Origin of the sequence: Rhodococcus sp. 14-2483-1-2, from assembly GCF_002259405.1 — a bacterium.
Classification (GTDB): Bacteria; Actinomycetota; Actinomycetes; order Mycobacteriales; family Mycobacteriaceae; genus Rhodococcoides.
Map to the genome: position 1 here is coordinate 918,394 of NZ_NPFW01000022.1, position 15,542 is coordinate 933,935.

A 15,542-nucleotide genomic window follows, 5' to 3' on the forward strand; every position below is an offset into this window, starting at 1 on the left:
CCTCACCTGTGGTAGCGCAGATACTTTCGGTCCTCGTGTTCTCGAATACCTTGCCCCACGCCGGTATTCGATCGAGCTGGTCCAACGTGCCGGTCCGACTCTCGACCTCTACTCGACGTCCAGTCAGGGACGAAGAGGAAGGGAACGAGTGTTCGAAACCAGGTTCGCTGCAATCGAACTCGTGCTGCGAACACTGAATGACATACCTGTGATTAGACACGTCCAGGTGTGTCGCGGTCAAGCCGATCGCACAAATCCAATACCATCACATGCCCGAAATCGGCGCTCTCCCCGGATCGAAGCCCGTCCCGTGCGTGTCGCATCGGTTCTCGCCGTCGCAAACGGTCCACGCGGACGTTGCGGCCCCGGGTGGGCGCTCACCCCACACCACCGCAACCCCACTAGGCTCGGGTGTTGTGAAAGTTACTGTTCTGGTCGGTGGCGTCGGTGGCGCTCGGTTTCTGCAGGGCCTGAAAACGTTGTTCGGCGACGAACCCGAGCACGAGATCACCGCAGTGGTCAACGTCGGCGACGACGTGTGGATGCACGGGCTCCGCATCTGCCCGGATCTCGACACGTGCATGTACACACTCGGCGGAGGAATCGACACCGATCGCGGCTGGGGTCGCATCGCGGAAACCTGGAACGCCCGGGACGAGTTGGCGGCCTACGGTGCCGATCCCGACTGGTTCGGACTCGGCGACCGCGACATTGCCACACACCTGATCCGCAGTCGTATGTTGCGCACCGGCTTTCCGCTGTCCGCCGTCACCGAAGCCCTGTGCAACCGTTGGCAACCCGGAGTCCGGCTCCTGCCCGTCACCGACGATCGCTCCGAGACCCACGTCGTCGTCACCGATCCGGACGACCCGAGCGGTGAGCAGCAGCGCGCAATTCATTTCCAGGAGTGGTGGGTTCGGTACCGGGCACAGATTCCCACCCACAGCTTCGCCAACATCGGGGCCGAACAGGCAACTCCGGCACCGGGAGTCGTCGAGGCGATCGCCGAGGCCGACGCCGTTGTCCTCGCTCCGTCCAATCCGGTGGTGAGCGTCGGTGCGATCCTCGCGGTGCCGGGTATCCGCGGGGCCCTTCGCACGACGGCCGCCAAGGTGGTCGGCCTCTCCCCCGTCGTCGACGGTAAGCCGTTGCGCGGCATGGCCGACGAGTGCCTGTCCGTCATCGGAGTCGAGACCACGGCGCAGGCGGTGGGCCGTCACTACGGAAGCCGAAGCGGCACCGGCATTCTCGATGCATGGCTGGTGCACACAACCGATACGGCGGTAGTCGACGGTGTGGACGTGCAGTCGGTTCCGTTGCTGATGACCGACCCCGAGACCACTGCGGCGATGGCCCGCACCGCTCTGCGCGCAGCCGGACTCGACCTGTGACCGACACTCACGATCCCGATTCGATCCGGTCGACACCCGAGGATCACGCTCCCGGCGGCTCGATCGAGATACTGCCGGTGACCGGGCTCCCCGAGTTCCGGCCGGGCGACGATCTGGCTGCGACCGTTGCGGACCGAGCGCCGTGGTTGCGTGACGGCGACATCCTGATCGTCACCAGCAAGATCATCTCCAAGGTCGAGGGCCGTCTGGTGCAGGCACCTCGTGATGCGGACGAGCGAGATGCCGCCCGCAGAGTCCTCGTGGAACAGGAAGCCGTGCGCATCGTCGCACGCAAGGGCCGAACCCTCATCACCGAGAATCGACTCGGCATAGTGCAGGCCGCGTCGGGAATCGACGGCTCCAACGTCGACGGTGGCGAACTGGCGCTGCTGCCCGAGAACCCCGACGCCAGTGCCGCAGCGCTGCGCACTGCACTCGGTTCGCTGCTGGGGGTGACGGTCGCCGTGGTCGTCACCGACACCATGGGGCGCGCATGGCGGATCGGCCAGACCGACGCCGCCATCGGTGCCGCGGGCCTGGGCGTCGTGCACGCGTACGCCGGAGCCGAGGACGGTCAGGGCAACGAGCTCGTCGTCACCGAGGTCGCGATCGCCGACGAGCTCGCTGCCGCGGGCGATCTGGTGAAGGGCAAACTCGGTGGGGTTCCGATTGCCGTCGTACGCGGACTGACTCCCGTCGACGACGGTTCGACCGCTGCGACGCTGCTGCGCGGCGGCGAGGACGATCTGTTCTGGCTCGGTACCGCCGAGGCACTCGATCGTGGTCGACGCGAGGCGCTGCTGCGCCGACGGTCGGTGCGCTCGTTCACCGACGAACCGGTCGACCCCGACTCCGTTCGTGCGGCCGTTGCCGATGCGCTCACCGCTCCGGCCCCGCACCACACCCGTCCGGTTCGGTTCGTCTGGGTCAGGACCCCCGCTGTCCGGCGTCGGCTGCTCGAGACGATGCGTGAGCAATGGCGAGCCGATCTGGCCGGCGACGGGCTGAGCGAGGAGCGGATCACCGCCAGACTCGGCCGCGGCGACATCCTGTTCGACGCCCCCGAGATCGTGATCCCGTTCTGCGTGCCCGACGGCGCGCACTCGTATCCCGACGAGAGGCGTCGAACCGCGGAGGACACGATGTTCACCGTCGCAGTCGGTGCGGCCGTGCAAGGACTGCTCGTCGCCCTCGCGGTGCGTGATCTGGGCAGCTGTTGGATCGGTTCGACGATTTTCGCAGCCGATACCGTACGCGCCGAACTCGGCCTGCGTGCAGATTGGAAAGCGATGGGAGCCATCGCAATCGGGCACCCCAGCGAATCCCTGACCGTTCGGGATCCGGTGGTTCCCGGGTCGTCACTGTTGGAGCTCTGACGTGTCGGCGTCGACGCCGCCTCACTCGACTCTGTGGAGTTCGGTCGGGGCATCGCTCGATCGATGGGCACCGTCCGATTCGAACGACGAATCGCTCCGGCACACGATGCTGGCGTTTCTGCACAGCAATCCGGATGCTTGCCTGCGCGCCAACGAGGCCGGCCATTTCACCGCGTCCTCGCTGGTGCTCGACACGTCGGGAACACATGTGCTGCTGACGCTTCATCCGAAGGTCGGTCGGTGGATTCAACTCGGCGGCCACTGCGAACCGACGGACGAGACCGTGGTCGACGCGGCGCTACGGGAGGCCACCGAAGAATCCGGCATCGACGATCTGACGATCGATCCGATGCTGCTCTCCGCGCACACGCACCCGATCACCTGCTCGCTCGGTAAGCCGACGCGGCACCTCGACCTGAGGTTTCTGGTCCGGGCACCGGACGGCGCACGGGCAGTGCGCAGCGAGGAATCTACGGATCTGCGCTGGTGGCCGGTCGAGGCTCTGCCCGACGACGCCGAGCGCGAGACGATCGACCACCTCGTCTCCCTCGCTGCACGTCGCCGGTAGGGGCCGCCCCTAAGCGTCAGACGTCGGTGGAGAAGCGGACTCCACCGTCGGGCAACTTGACCCCGGGCCACACGCGTGCGCCGCGGAGCAACTCGCAGCGGGCACCGATGTCGGCACCGTCGCCGATGACCGCGTCGCGCACCAGGGCGCGGGGTCCGATCCGGGCACCGAAGCCGAGAATGGATCGCTCGACGACGGCCCCTGCCTCGACGACGGCACCGTCGAACACGACGGCTCCGTCGAGACGGGCACCCGCTCCGATCTCGGCACCGCGTCCGACGACCGTTCCGCCGATCAGCAGTGCACCCGGTGCCACCCCCGCGCTCGGGTGGACCAAGGACTCGCCGCGGTCTCCGTGCAGCGCCGGTGACGGCGCGATGCCGCGGACCAGATCGGCCGAGCCCTTGACGAAGTCCTCCGGTGTTCCCATGTCGCGCCAGTAGGCGCTGTCGACGTGTCCGTAGACCTTCTTGTCCTCGGCGAGCAAGGCGGGGAACACTTCTCGCTCAACCGACACCGGACGGCCGGCCGGAATGGACTCGATGATCTCGCGCTTGAAGACGTAGCAACCGGCGTTGATCTGATCGGTCGGCGGATCCTGCGTCTTTTCGAGAAACGCTGTCACTCGGCCGGATTCGTCGGTCGGCACGCAGCCGAACGCGCGCGGGTCGCCGACACGGACCAGATGCAACGTGACATCGGCATCGGTGTTCCGGTGCGTATCGAGAACTGCTGTCAGATCGGTGCCGCCCAGGACGTCCCCGTTGAAGACCATGACGTTCTCCGCGCGCAGTCGCGGCAGAACGTTCCTGATGCCGCCACCGGTACCCAGCGGCTCGGTCTCGAAGACGTATTCGAGTTCGATACCCATCGAGGACCCGTCCCCGAAATGCTGCTCGAACACGTCGGCTTTGAACGACGTGCCGAGGACGACGTGCTCGATTCCTGCGGCCTTGATACGCGCCAACAGATGGGTCAGAAAGGGCAGTCCTGCGGTGGGCAGCATCGGTTTGGGTGCCGACAGCGTCAGCGGCCGCAGCCGAGTTCCCTTGCCGCCGACCAGAATGACTGCATCGGTACGTGCGGCGACCGATGGGGAACTATCCGACATGTCCAGCCTCTGTTCTCTCGTCCGTGAGTCGTCCATCACCTGCGCGGGCCCGAAGCGCCGAAGTCACAACGATCTTCGAGCGAAGACCGAGACCTGCGCGCAGCGCCAATCGTAAGGGAGCCTGCCACGTCCGGGCGTGCCTGTCGGCCTGAAAGCGGTATGCACTGGTGTGATGTGCCGGCAACATCACTTCCGGATGCCGTCCTGCCGCATGCCCTTTCGAGTGGGTGACCTCGACATCGGGAACGTAGACGTTGTGCCAACCCGCTCTGCCGAGCCGGTCACCGAGATCCACGTCCTCCATGTACATGAAGTATCTGGAGTCGAATCCGCCGATCGAATCGAACGCCGAACGCCGCAGCAACAGGCACGATCCCGACAGCCACCCCACCGGCCGCTCACTGACCGTCTCGTTCTCCTGGCGATATCGCCGAGTCCACGGATTCTTCGGCCAGATCTTGCCGAGTACGGCGTGGCCGGCTCCGGACGTGAGATCGGGCACCGACCGCGCCGACGGGTACCGCGAGCCGTCGGGCTCGCGAATGAGCGGTCCGAGAGCACCGGCCCGCGGCCACCGCGCCGCCGCGTCGAGCAGGCCGTCGAGCGATCCCGGATGCCACCGCACGTCGGGATTGGCCACGACGACGAACTCGATGTCGGGGTCGATCTCGGCCACCGCGCGATTGACGGCTGCGCCGTAGCCGATGTTCGCGCCGGTGCGCAGCAACTCCGCCTCTTCGAACGCGATCTCGGCTGCCTCGGGTGTGCCGTCGACCGAGCCGTTGTCCGCCATGATCACCCGAAGGGGCCGCGTCGTCGCCTCACGTAGAGACGTCAGGAACTGGTCAAGGTATTCGCCGGGTGAATAGGTCACGGTCACCACGGCCAGCTCGGAACTCACGCGGGCAAGACTAGCCCGATCTCGCCTCGAACCCTCATGTCGACTGCGCCAAGGCTGCTGTCAACGCGTCCCACCACGGCCGCGCCGGGGTCAGACCGGCATCGACCCACGCGGTCGGTGAGAGGACCGAATATGCGGGCCGAGGTGCCGGAACGACGTATTCGGCGCTCGAACACGGCGTCACGCGCTCGGGATCGGCACCGATTCCCGCGAACACCGCGCGTGCGAGGTCGAACCAGCTGGCCTGCCCCGCATTGGTGTAGTGCAGCGTTCGTGCGCGCACAGCAGGGTCGGCTTCGATCTCGAGCAGGCCCGACGCCAGATCGAGGGCGAACGTGGGCGAACCGATCTGATCGTTCACCACCGAGATCGTCTCGCGTTCGCCTTCGAGTCGGCGCATCGTGGTCACGAAATTCTTGCCCGTGTTGTCGTACACCCAGGCGGTTCGCACGACCACGGCCTCGGGAAGCTCCTCGTGCACTGCGAGCTCGCCGGCGAGCTTGGTGCGTCCGTACGCCGACTGCGGCGCGGTCTTCGCATCGACCTCGTACGGTTCGATCGCTGTGCCGTCGAACACATAATCGGTGGAGACGTGGATCAACCGGGCGCCGACACGCCCGCAGGCGCGCGCGAGATTTCGAGGGCCGTCCGCGTTGACCGCCGACGCCCTGGCCTCGTCGGTCTCGGCGGCATCGACGGCGGTGTAAGCAGCACAGTTGATCACCGTCGACCCTGCGCTCACCGCGGCCGCGACGGCGTCGGGGTCGGTGATGTCCAGGTCGGCGGACGAATATCCGCGCACTTCGGCACCGTCACCTCGTTCGGCGGCGAGAGACATCACTCGGCGGCCCAACTGGCCGTGTGCACCGGTCACCACGATCGCATTCACGGTTGCCAAGTGTGGCACGCCGCGTTCGCTTAGGCGAGGCAGCGACCGGCGACAAGTAACCTTCGAACGGCGGGGGGAGAACAACGAAGTAGGCAGGTTTCAGGCCGGCCGGAAACGAGAGAGGGTCGTCACGGTGCCACGAGATCCAGGCACGCCCGGAGGTGAGCGCACTCCCCCGCCGAGGCGGAGCGCTCCCCGGCGAACCGACGGTCCCCGAGCGCGCACCACGGGCCGCCCCGACGATCACAGCGGCGCTGCCCACCGTTACCGCGACGACGAACGCCGTGGAGAACGCCGCACCGGAGAACGCAGACAGGTCGCACCCGGCGAACGCACAGGTAGATCGCGCCGGCCGGATCGACGCAGTCCTCGCGGTGGCGTCGAGCGACCCGAGTCCGACGGCAGGTCGCCTCGCGCCGGTGGTACCCGATGGCCCGCGACCCACGTCGCGGTCGCAGTGCTCTCGATCCTCGTCCTGCTGGTGACCGGTTTCGCGTGGCGCAGTGTCGACAGCCTGCGCTCGAATATCGCCACCGCGGGTGGTCTCGGTCTCGGCGGTGCCGCCGACGGTGCCGTCGACATCTTGATGGTCGGCACGGACAGTCGAACCGACGCCCACGGCAACGCGTTGTCCCCCGCGGAACTCGCCTCCCTCAACGCAGGCGAAGAGGTGGCGTCCAACACAGACACGATCGTGCTGATCCGCGTCCCGAACGACGGTTCGTCGGCCACCGCGATCTCCATCCCGCGAGACTCGTACGTCGAGGTACCCGGCATCGGCATGTCGAAGATCAATGCTGCGTACGGCGCGACCAAGGAGAACAAGCGGCTCGAATTGGTGGAGCAAGGGGTCACGGACGCCGATGCCGAATCCCAGGCAACCGAAGCCGGTCGTGAGGCCCTCATCGATTCGGTCGCCAACCTCACCGGCATCACCGTCGATCACTATGCCGAGGTGGGGCTGCTCGGCTTCGTGCTGCTGACCGATGCCGTCGGCGGTGTCGAGGTGTGCCTGAACAACCCTGTGCAGGAACCACTGTCGGGTGCGAACTTCCCGGCGGGCGAGCAGAACCTCTCCGGTTCGCAGGCTCTGAGTTTCGTCCGACAGCGACACGATCTTCCCCGCGGAGATCTGGACCGCATCGTGCGCCAGCAAGTGTTCATGGCCTCGCTCGTGCGGAGTGTGCTCAGCGCCAAGACGCTGAGCAACCCCGGCAAACTGGGCCAACTCAGCACCGCGGTGCAGCGATCGGTGACACTCGATTCCGACTGGGACATTCTGCAGTTCGCCACTCGCCTGCAGGATCTCGCCGGCGGCAAGGTCAAGTTCGAGACGATCCCCGCAGTCGACATCAATGCGACGACCGACTACGGCGAGTCGATCGTGCAGGTCGATCCCGCTGCGGTGAAGAAGTACGTCGAAGGACTGCTCGCCGACGGTAATTCAGCGGAGACCAACGCCGAGAATGCGGACGCCCCCGATGTCGATCCGTCGACCGTGACCGTCGACGTCGCGAACGACAGCGGTATCGACGGCCTGGCCAACGGCGTCGCCGGTTCGTTGACGGCGTTGGGGTACGTCGACGGCACCATCGGCAACTACGAGGGCACGTCGATCTCGGCGAGCCGCATCCAGGCTGCCGATGTGGACAGCGATGCTGCGCGCGCCGTCTCGGCAGCGCTCGGCGGACTGCAGATCACCGCCGACGACACCTTGTCGGCAGACACCGTTCGGGTGGTACTCGCGAACGACTATGCGGGACCCGGCTCGGGCCAGGCCGCAACTGCGGAAACCATTGCTCCCGAATCGGGTACGGCGGTTCCCGAGGCACCCGCTGCTCCGATCGACGCCGGCTCCACCGGTCCGATGTGCGTCAACTGATCGCTGCCGCTCACAGTGTGTGAATCGGTGTCGTCGGGCGTCATCTAGGGTCGTGGGGTGGCTTCGAATCTGACTCAGACCCTGCTCGACCCGATTCTCGCCGCCGATCCGGCCGGTCCGCGCGTGACGTTCTACGACGATGCGACCGGTGAGCGGGTCGAGGTGTCTGCGGTGACCCTGGCGAACTGGGCGGCCAAGACCGCCAATCTGTTGCGCGACGAGTTCGCCTTCGAGGTGGGTGGCAGGGTGAGTGTGCTGTTGCCCGCGCACTGGCAGACGGCTGCCGCGCTGCTGGGAGTCTGGTGGGCTGGCGGCGAGGTGGTCATCGGGGCCGACGACTCCGTGGACGTGGCGATGGTGTCGGGTGATCGGCTCGACGAGTCTCCCGAGGCGGACGAGGTGCTGGCGTTCTCGCTCGACGCATTCGGCAAGGCAGTCCCCGATCTGCCGATCGGCATGACCGACTACGCGACGTCGGTGCGGGTGCACGGCGATCAGTTCAGGGTCGCGGGCTCCGGGAGCGCAGGCGCGGCGCTGGACGGGCGTTCGGTGGACGAGGTACTCGCTGCCGCTCGTGAGCGGGCAGACGCACGTGACTGGACGGCCGCGGACCGGGTCATGTCCAGCGCGTCCTGGACCACAGCCGACGAGCTGATCGACGGTCTGCTCTCGGTACTCGTCGTGGGTGCGTCACTGGTTCAGGTGGCCAATCCGGAGGAGGCGAAGGCGCAGCGGCGCGCCGAGACCGAGAAGGTCACCGCCACTGTTGCTCAGCCGGGCTGACGGTAGCCGCCGTCGGCGAGTCCGGCCTCGATCTCGTACTTGTTGGCCGGACCCCGATGTCGCGCTTCTTCAGCGAGGTAGCGGAACGGGAAGGTGAGCCCGAAGTTCGCCCATTGGTCTGCATGTACGGCCTCGTGCCGCAGTACCCGACGGGCGGTGTTGCCCTTCGTCAGATAGGCACCGCCGAATTCGTTCCGCCGCGCCCGAATCCACCGCGCAGCCCGGTGCACACGAACAGGGAGAATTCGTCGTCGAAACGCGCCGTGCCGCGCCAGAGACGGGCATAGAGCAACGCCAGCCGCGTCACGAACATGGACTGCCGACTACCGCGACCCGCGCGCCTGATCTGCTCGCTCCGTGACACGGTTCCGCTCACCCGAGCAGAGTGGTGCGCAGCGCTTTGTCCTTCTCCAGCACCATGGCCTCGAGTGAGGCCTGGAACGCGGACATCCGTTCTTGCAGAGCCGGATCGGATGCACCGAGAATTCGGACCGCAAGCAACCCTGCGTTGCGCGCACCACCGATGGAGACCGTGGCCACGGGAACACCGGCGGGCATCTGAACGATCGAGAGCAGCGAATCCATGCCGTCGAGGTACTTCAGGGGCACCGGCACACCGATGACCGGCAGCGGCGTCGCCGACGCAACCATGCCGGGCAGGTGAGCCGCTCCCCCGGCCCCGGCGATGATCACCTTGATGCCGCGGCCTGCGGCATCGCGGGCGTAGTCGAGCATGCGCTGCGGGGTTCGGTGTGCCGACACCACGCCGACCTCGAAGCGAATACCGAACTCGGCCAACGCTTCTGCAGCAGCTTCCATCGTGGGCCAGTCGGAATCGCTGCCCATGATCAGGCCGACGGCAGGAGTGGAGCCTGCGGAACGACCATCGGGGGCAGGAGTGTTGTCAGTCATTGTGCGGGTCCCATCCGTCGGTCCATTCGGCGTGTGACATCCAGTGCGCTGCGCGTTCGGCTCGCTCGCGCACCGAGGCCACGTAGGCGGGGTCGGCGAGCGAACCCGACTGCGCGCCCAGGATGTTCACGTGGCCGATCTTGCGATCCTTGCGCTCGCCCTTGCCGTACAGATGCACCTTCGCATCGGGCATCCGGGCGAACAGGTGATGCAGCCGCTCGTCCATCGTCATCTCGGGGGCCTCGGGCGCGCCGAGAATATTGGCCATCACCGTGAGTGGAGCGAGTGGGTCGGTGTCGCCGAGCGGGTAGTCGAGTACCGCGCGTAGGTGCTGCTCGAACTGCGAGGTCCGACACCCGTCCATGGTCCAGTGACCGGAGTTGTGCGGACGCATGGCGAGTTCGTTCACCAGGAGCTTGCCCGAGGTGGTCTCGAACAGTTCGACCGCGAGGTCTCCGACCACACCGAGCGCACCGGCGATGTCGAGAGCCAGCCTGCCTGCGAACGTGGCGACGTCCTCGTCGAGGTCGGGAGCCGGCGCCAGCACCACGGCGCACTGACCGTTGCGCTGCACCGTCTGCACGACTGGCCATGCAGCTCCCTGGCCGAACGGTGATCGTGCAACCATGGCCGACAGCTCGCGGCGCATGGCGACCTTCTCCTCGACCATGAGTGGTACACCCAGGTCGAGTTGAGCGGTGACGATCGCCTCTGCTTCCTCGGCGTCTGCGGGCATCCACACTCCACGCCCGTCGTAGCCGCCTCGTACGGCCTTGAGCACCACCGGCCACCCGTGCTCGTCTCCGAACGCAATCGCGTCCTGCGCCCACGACACCTCCGCGTAGGCCGGGCCGGGCGCACCGAGTTCGGCGAGCTTGCGACGCATGCGCAGTTTGTCCTGGGCGAATATCAACGCGCTCGGCGGCGGTTGTACGTTGACGCCTTCTGCCACGAGAGTCTCGAGGTGCTCGGTGGGCACCTGCTCGTGGTCGAAGGTGAGCGCATTGGAACCGGTCGCGGCCGTGCGCAACGCATCGAGATCGTCGTGGTGCCCGAAGACGACGTCGGGGCTGACCTGAGCTGCCGGCTCGTCGGCACCCGCGGCGAGGACGCGAAGAGTCTGTCCGAGCTCGATCGCGGACTGGTGAGTCATTCGGGCGAGCTGACCGCCGCCGATCATCGTCACCACGGGCATTCCGGTCGACGACGGGCGCGCAGCAGTGGGGCGCGGTTCGGTACCTGTCACGGCTCACCATGGTGTCATGTCGCACGCATTCGGTCCGACCCGGCGTCTCGCAGCGGAGTCCGCATGCTGGGCGAGGACCTGTGGAAACCCTGATGATCGGAGCCTCGGTTCGGCGAACCCGGGGTGTGTTTCGTAGACTTCACCGTTGTGCCGACGATCGCAAGCGTGCTCCAACGCTTACCCACGCCCATTCGGGACCTCGCGATTCGGCACAGTGAGCTGATCAAGTTCGCCATCGTCGGTGGCACGACGATGGTCTTCGACCTCGTCATCTTCTATTCGCTGAGCCTGACGGTGCTCGAGCAGAAGCCGGTGATCGCCAAGATCATCTCGGGTGTTCTCGCAACCCTGCTCAGCTACTTCCTCAACCGCGAATGGGCCTTCAAGCATCGTGGCGGACGCGAGCGGCACCACGAGGCGCTGCTCTTCTTCGCGATCAGCGGCATCGGCGTGCTCATCGCAGCCGGTCCCCTGTGGATCGCGAACAACGTCTTCGACATTCGCGACGCCAGCGAATCCCTGACGACGCTGGTCATCATCGACTTCGTCCTCAACTACATCATCGGCAACCTGCTGCAGATGGCATTTCGGTTCTGGGCATTGCGCCGCTTCGCGTTTCCCGAGGACAACGCGCGGACGATCCTGGAAGTCGACGCCGAACGCAACGAGGACCCGACCGACGCGGCGGACGTACTCGACCAACCCTGAGATGCTCAGCGTGGTTCGCGGCGAGGCACGGCACGCGACGGTTCACGCCACGCAGGCAGGAACACCGAGAAGAGCGCGGGACGACGTCGCTGCAATTCCAGCCTGCCGCCGTCCGCCTCGATGAGAGCCCTGGCCAGAGCGAGGCCGACACCGGTGGAACCGGCTCCGGAGAATCCACGGTCGAAGATGTGCGGAGCAAGTTCGTTGCTCACCCCGGGCCCCTCGTCCGAGACCTCGACGCAGACCAGTCGTTCACGGCGTCGCTCGGTGCTCTCGACGGCCGAGACGGCCCGGACCGCCACCGTGCAGGCTCCGCCGCCGTGCACCAGAGAATTGTCGACCAGCACCGAGACCGCTTCACGCAACCGCGATCCGGTCACCGAGGCCTTCAGATCCACGTCACCCTTGATCACCAGGGTCCGGCCGACGTCCTCGAAATTTCGCTGCCATTCGACGACGGTGCCGATCAGTTCCTCGACCACCGAGACCTCGTGCGCGTCGGCCGCGCCGTCACTACGAGAGGATCGAACGAGCTCGTCGATGGCAAGGGTCAGTCGGTCCACCTGATCCATCGCCTCGTTGGCCTCGTCGACCACCGCCGGATCCGGGTGCGTGGATATTTCGTCCAGGCGGAGGCGGACAGCGGTCAGGCGGCTGCGAAGTTGATGCGAGACATCGGCGACCAACGTGTGTTCGCGCTGCAGCCGTCCGGCGATCTCGACGGTGGCCGAGTCGAGAACCTCCGAGACCCGATCGAGTTCTGCGATGCCGTGCCGTCGTGGGTCCGGCCTGAAATCACCCTCGGCGAGGCGAGCAGCTCGCCGCGCCACATCCTGCAGCGGATCGGCCAGCCGCTTGGCTGTCAGGACGGCCACGACGGTGCCTGCCATCGCTGATGCGAGGACGACGAGAGTCACCGCTCCGAGCGCCTGGCGCTGCAGGGAACGCATGTCGTCGGACGGCACTTCGAGGCGAAGCGAACCCGAGGTGCCCATCGACAGCGACTCCACGAGCGGTCGAGGCACGGACGACTGCCCGATGTCCGCGCGCGATGCGGCATCCTCGGGGGTGGGGTAGATGACCACGAGCCGGCCACCCTGCGGGATGGCCAACCGGAGCGAGCCGATGTCGAGCTGGCCCTCGATCAGACCCGCCGACCCTTCCTGCGAGATGATCTCCGCCGCCATTCGATCCAGGCGTGCCTGCAGGTCGTTGCGGGTGAAATCCTCGACCCACAACCAGGCGGTGTACATCAGGGGCAAACCGAGCAGCAACGCCGTCATGACGACGACAGCGAGAATCGAGACCAGAATTCGGCGCCGCATCGACCGCTAGTCGCTGTTGATGCGGAAGCCGACGCCGCGCACCGTCGCGATGCGACGCTCGGCCACGGGTCCTTCGTCGCCGATCTTGCGACGCAGCCAGGACATGTGCATGTCGAGGGTCTTCGATCCGCGCAGCTCTGCGTCGCCCCAGACCTCACGCAGGATCACTTCACGAGAAACGACTTGGCCCGCATGGTCGAGCAAGACCTTGAGCAGCTCGTATTCCTTGTTGGCGAGAGATATCTCGGTGCCACCGACCAGGACGCGTCGGGCAGCGGGTTCGAGGCGGATGGCACCGACCTCGATCGGGGAATCCTCCCCGGCACCACGGCGGCGGAGCAACGCACGTACGCGGGCCATGAGCTCGGCGAGCCGGAAGGGCTTGCCCACGTAGTCGTCGGCACCGGCGTCGAGACCCACCACGAAGTCGACCTCGTCGGTTCGTGCGGTGAGCATGAGCACGGCAACCTCGGATCGGTTGGCACGCACCTGCCGACACACTTCGAGGCCGTCCATCCCCGGCAGGCCGAGGTCGAGTATCAACAGGTCGAATTTTCCGTCCAGCGCGCGCTGAAGGGTGGCGGGGCCGGTCTGTTCGACGGTCACCGTGTAGCCCTCGCGCCCGAGAGCTCGGGACAGGGGCGCAGCGATGGCTTCGTCGTCTTCGGCAAGCAGCACGTCGGTCACATCGGTCACCCTACGGTTCGAAGGTGAGAACAGCCTGTGTTACCTGCGTTTCCCAGCTCGCCAACCGGGCTTGGAGTCGCCTGCCGAATCCTCCGGCATCGGCTCGAATGCCGCCTCCCGGCCGTGCACGGATTCGCGACGGTACTCCATCGAGTCGAATACCTGCTGGTAGAGCAGGGAATGCACGCGTTGCACATGCGGAATGTCGTCGAACTCGAGTGGATCGTCCGATGCCGAGGCGATGATGAGCGTGCCGGTGCGCAACATCCGGTCTATCAGTCCGTGTCGAAATTGGACGTTGCTGATTCGGCTCATCGGAATGTCGATGCCCGAGTGGGTGAGAACGCCCTGCCTGATCAGCACTCGCCGATCGGTGACGATGAAATGCGTGCACTTCCAGCTGATCAGCGGCACCAGGCACCGCCATACGACGATCGCCGCCCACAGCACCGCCGTGGCGATCATCGCGACGTTCGCGGCTGTCGATTCGAGCCGTGCACTCGCGGCTCCGAGGCCGACGCCTGCCAGTCCCGTGACGAGGACGAAGGTGACCGACGGCAGGACGAGCATCTTCCAGTGAGGGTGATGATGAAGCAGGAGCTCTTCCTCGTCGGCCAACGCGTCCTGTGGATAACCCACGTGCACTCCTGACTACTCGCTACGACTTCCGTCGAGTCGACATGGTCTCACGAGAGGGGTCGGAGATGAGTGACATCACCGGCCGCCACGGCGAGTACCGACGGGCGATCGGACCCGGGTTGCTCCACCTCGATCACGATGCGGCCGTGCTCGTCGACGTCGACCGCGGTTCCGATCTTCTCGTCGCCACCGGGCAGATCGACTCGCACGCGTTGCCCGATGGTGCCGCACCTCTCCCGGTACCGGTGGGCGAGTGCATCGGTGTTCCAGTTCGAGTCCCGCCACGAGTCCACCTCGGCGGCCATCCCACGCAGAATTGCCCGAACCAACGTGTCACGGTCGAGAACCGCAGCCCCCTCCAGGGCCAGTGACGTCGCCGTCGGCACCGGCAACTCGTCGACCGTCATCGACACGTTCACCCCGAGCCCGATGACGACTGTGGGCGACGGTCCGTGCGCGGCGACTTCGGCCAGGATTCCCGAGACCTTCTTGCCACCGATGAGGACGTCGTTGGGCCACTTCAGCCGAGCGTCGACTTCACCGACGGTGCGTAACGCGTCGACCAGAGCGATTCCGGTCATGAGCGAGACCCACCCGAGCACCGCGGGATCGATTCCAGGGAACTTCAGCAGCATCGACACCAGAATCTGTGACCGCGGCGCGCCGGAGAACGGTCGCGCGTGCCTTCCGCGTCCACTGTCCTGATGTTCGGCGATCAGTGCCGTCCGGTCGGCGTAGTTCGCGGCCCCCGCGATCAGATCCGCATTGGTCGAACCGGTTTCCGTCACCACGTCGACCCGAGACCAGGAGGCCTGCGGGCCGTCAACCAGTGCCCGGCGAAGCGCACGAACGTCCAGCGGCGGGCGATCGAGGTTTGTCCACATGCGCTCCAGCATATGGGCTCGGTGACAGGCCGACGGCTTGTCGCGAACCACCCTCGGTCGGGGCGCAGATCACACTCGCAGTTAAAGTGGTGCCCCATGACCAGCGTCCAGGATTCCACTGCACCCGGGTCGGCCGAAGCCCCCGATATTCATACGACTGCGGGTAAATTGGCCGATCTTCGTAAACGTCTCGCGGTTGCGGAGATTCCCTCCGGTGAGGCGGCGGTGGACAAGGTCCAC

Annotated in this window: 15 protein-coding genes and 1 pseudogene; 6 read left to right on the forward strand and 10 right to left on the reverse strand. The window is 66.3% G+C overall.

Annotation, left to right across the window (positions count from 1 at the left end):
- Nucleotides 1–416: 416 nt before the first annotated feature.
- The 3 genes from cofD to CH295_RS25325 all read left to right on the forward strand — a co-directional run bounded on the left by cofD (nucleotide 417) and on the right by CH295_RS25325 (nucleotide 3,335).
- Entirely contained in the window at nucleotides 417–1,391 is a 975-nt protein-coding gene (cofD, locus tag CH295_RS25315; RefSeq protein WP_037189921.1) for a 2-phospho-L-lactate transferase, read from the forward strand.
- Nucleotides 1,388–2,767 carry a coenzyme F420-0:L-glutamate ligase gene (locus tag CH295_RS25320; RefSeq protein ID WP_052047542.1) on the forward strand — a complete coding sequence of 460 codons (1,380 nt, stop codon included), beginning with the start codon at nucleotides 1,388–1,390 and terminating at the stop codon, nucleotides 2,765–2,767. The genes cofD and CH295_RS25320 overlap by 4 nt, the downstream gene beginning before the upstream one ends.
- A gap of 106 nt (nucleotides 2,768–2,873) precedes the next feature.
- A complete protein-coding gene (locus CH295_RS25325; protein ID WP_094742242.1) occupies nucleotides 2,874–3,335 on the forward strand; it encodes an NUDIX hydrolase in 462 nt (153 codons plus the stop codon).
- Between the two features lie 16 nt (nucleotides 3,336–3,351).
- Here CH295_RS25325 and manB read toward each other — a convergent pair whose 3' ends face one another.
- The 3 genes from manB to rfbD are packed head-to-tail and all read right to left on the reverse strand — an operon-like array spanning nucleotide 3,352 to nucleotide 6,236.
- Nucleotides 3,352–4,446 (reverse strand): mannose-1-phosphate guanylyltransferase, encoded by a 1,095-nt coding sequence (gene manB / locus CH295_RS25330; protein WP_037189923.1) that lies wholly within the window; start codon nucleotides 4,444–4,446, stop codon nucleotides 3,352–3,354.
- Nucleotides 4,436–5,347 carry a glycosyltransferase family 2 protein gene (locus tag CH295_RS25335; protein WP_094742149.1) on the reverse strand — a complete coding sequence of 304 codons (912 nt, stop codon included), beginning with the start codon at nucleotides 5,345–5,347 and terminating at the stop codon, nucleotides 4,436–4,438. The genes manB and CH295_RS25335 overlap by 11 nt, the downstream gene beginning before the upstream one ends.
- 34 nt (nucleotides 5,348–5,381) lie before the next feature.
- Nucleotides 5,382–6,236, reverse strand: a complete 855-nt coding sequence (gene rfbD, locus CH295_RS25340) for a dTDP-4-dehydrorhamnose reductase (protein WP_094742150.1) — start codon at nucleotides 6,234–6,236, stop codon at nucleotides 5,382–5,384.
- A gap of 457 nt (nucleotides 6,237–6,693) precedes the next feature.
- On the opposite strand from rfbD, the gene CH295_RS25345 reads away from it, so the two are divergent.
- Both CH295_RS25345 and CH295_RS25350 read left to right on the forward strand, forming a co-directional pair.
- A complete protein-coding gene (locus CH295_RS25345) occupies nucleotides 6,694–8,118 on the forward strand; it encodes an LCP family protein (RefSeq protein ID WP_094634128.1) in 1,425 nt (474 codons plus the stop codon).
- Between the two features lie 57 nt (nucleotides 8,119–8,175).
- The gene (locus tag CH295_RS25350; RefSeq protein WP_094742151.1) at nucleotides 8,176–8,901 is read left to right on the forward strand and encodes a TIGR03089 family protein; all 726 of its coding nucleotides are present in this window, start codon (nucleotides 8,176–8,178) and stop codon (nucleotides 8,899–8,901) included.
- On the opposite strand, the pseudogene CH295_RS25355 reads toward CH295_RS25350, so the two are convergent.
- The 3 genes and pseudogenes from CH295_RS25355 to CH295_RS25365 form a co-directional block, all read right to left on the reverse strand.
- Nucleotides 8,889–9,214 (reverse strand): annotated as a pseudogene (locus tag CH295_RS25355) (hypothetical protein). The gene CH295_RS25350 and the pseudogene CH295_RS25355 overlap by 13 nt on opposite strands.
- A 59-nt stretch (nucleotides 9,215–9,273) precedes the next feature.
- Entirely contained in the window at nucleotides 9,274–9,813 is a 540-nt protein-coding gene (gene purE, locus CH295_RS25360; protein WP_052047543.1) for a 5-(carboxyamino)imidazole ribonucleotide mutase, read from the reverse strand.
- On the reverse strand, nucleotides 9,806–11,008 hold the full coding sequence (locus CH295_RS25365; RefSeq protein WP_371828439.1) for a 5-(carboxyamino)imidazole ribonucleotide synthase: 1,203 nt from the start codon (nucleotides 11,006–11,008) through the stop codon (nucleotides 9,806–9,808). Before CH295_RS25365 ends, purE begins: the two co-directional genes overlap by 8 nt.
- A gap of 198 nt (nucleotides 11,009–11,206) precedes the next feature.
- On the opposite strand from CH295_RS25365, the gene CH295_RS25370 reads away from it, so the two are divergent.
- Nucleotides 11,207–11,767, forward strand: coding sequence for a GtrA family protein (locus tag CH295_RS25370; protein ID WP_052047544.1), 561 nt, complete (start codon nucleotides 11,207–11,209; stop codon nucleotides 11,765–11,767).
- 5 nt (nucleotides 11,768–11,772) lie between these two features.
- On the opposite strand, the gene CH295_RS25375 is transcribed toward CH295_RS25370, so the two are convergent.
- From CH295_RS25375 to CH295_RS25390, 4 genes are read right to left on the reverse strand one after another with little or no spacing between them, the layout of a single operon-like run.
- Nucleotides 11,773–13,092, reverse strand: coding sequence for a sensor histidine kinase (locus CH295_RS25375; RefSeq protein ID WP_037189933.1), 1,320 nt, complete (start codon nucleotides 13,090–13,092; stop codon nucleotides 11,773–11,775).
- 6 nt (nucleotides 13,093–13,098) lie between these two features.
- Complete coding sequence (locus CH295_RS25380) at nucleotides 13,099–13,779, reverse strand: response regulator transcription factor (RefSeq protein WP_037190266.1); 681 nt, start codon at nucleotides 13,777–13,779, stop codon at nucleotides 13,099–13,101.
- Nucleotides 13,780–13,818: 39 nt separating this feature from the next.
- Nucleotides 13,819–14,418, reverse strand: a complete 600-nt coding sequence (locus tag CH295_RS25385) for a PH domain-containing protein (protein WP_094634514.1) — start codon at nucleotides 14,416–14,418, stop codon at nucleotides 13,819–13,821.
- Between the two features lie 47 nt (nucleotides 14,419–14,465).
- Nucleotides 14,466–15,302: a biotin--[acetyl-CoA-carboxylase] ligase gene (locus tag CH295_RS25390; RefSeq protein ID WP_094742243.1), complete on the reverse strand. Its 837-nt coding sequence runs from the start codon at nucleotides 15,300–15,302 to the stop codon at nucleotides 14,466–14,468.
- Nucleotides 15,303–15,542 lie beyond the last annotated feature (240 nt).

Bases quoted from the DNA above. Each gene is read 5' to 3' on its own strand.
- CH295_RS25365 (WP_371828439.1), bottom strand. From the start codon at position 11,008: ATGCCCGTGGTGACGATGATCGGCGGCGGTCAGCTCGCCCGAATGACT.
- CH295_RS25390 (WP_094742243.1), bottom strand. From the start codon at position 15,302: ATGTGGACAAACCTCGATCGCCCGCCGCTGGACGTTCGTGCGCTTCGC.
- CH295_RS25375 (WP_037189933.1), bottom strand. From the start codon at position 13,092: ATGCGGCGCCGAATTCTGGTCTCGATTCTCGCTGTCGTCGTCATGACG.
- manB (WP_037189923.1), bottom strand. From the start codon at position 4,446: ATGTCGGATAGTTCCCCATCGGTCGCCGCACGTACCGATGCAGTCATT.
- purE (WP_052047543.1), bottom strand. From the start codon at position 9,813: ATGACTGACAACACTCCTGCCCCCGATGGTCGTTCCGCAGGCTCCACT.
- CH295_RS25325 (WP_094742242.1), top strand. From the start codon at position 2,874: ATGCTGGCGTTTCTGCACAGCAATCCGGATGCTTGCCTGCGCGCCAAC.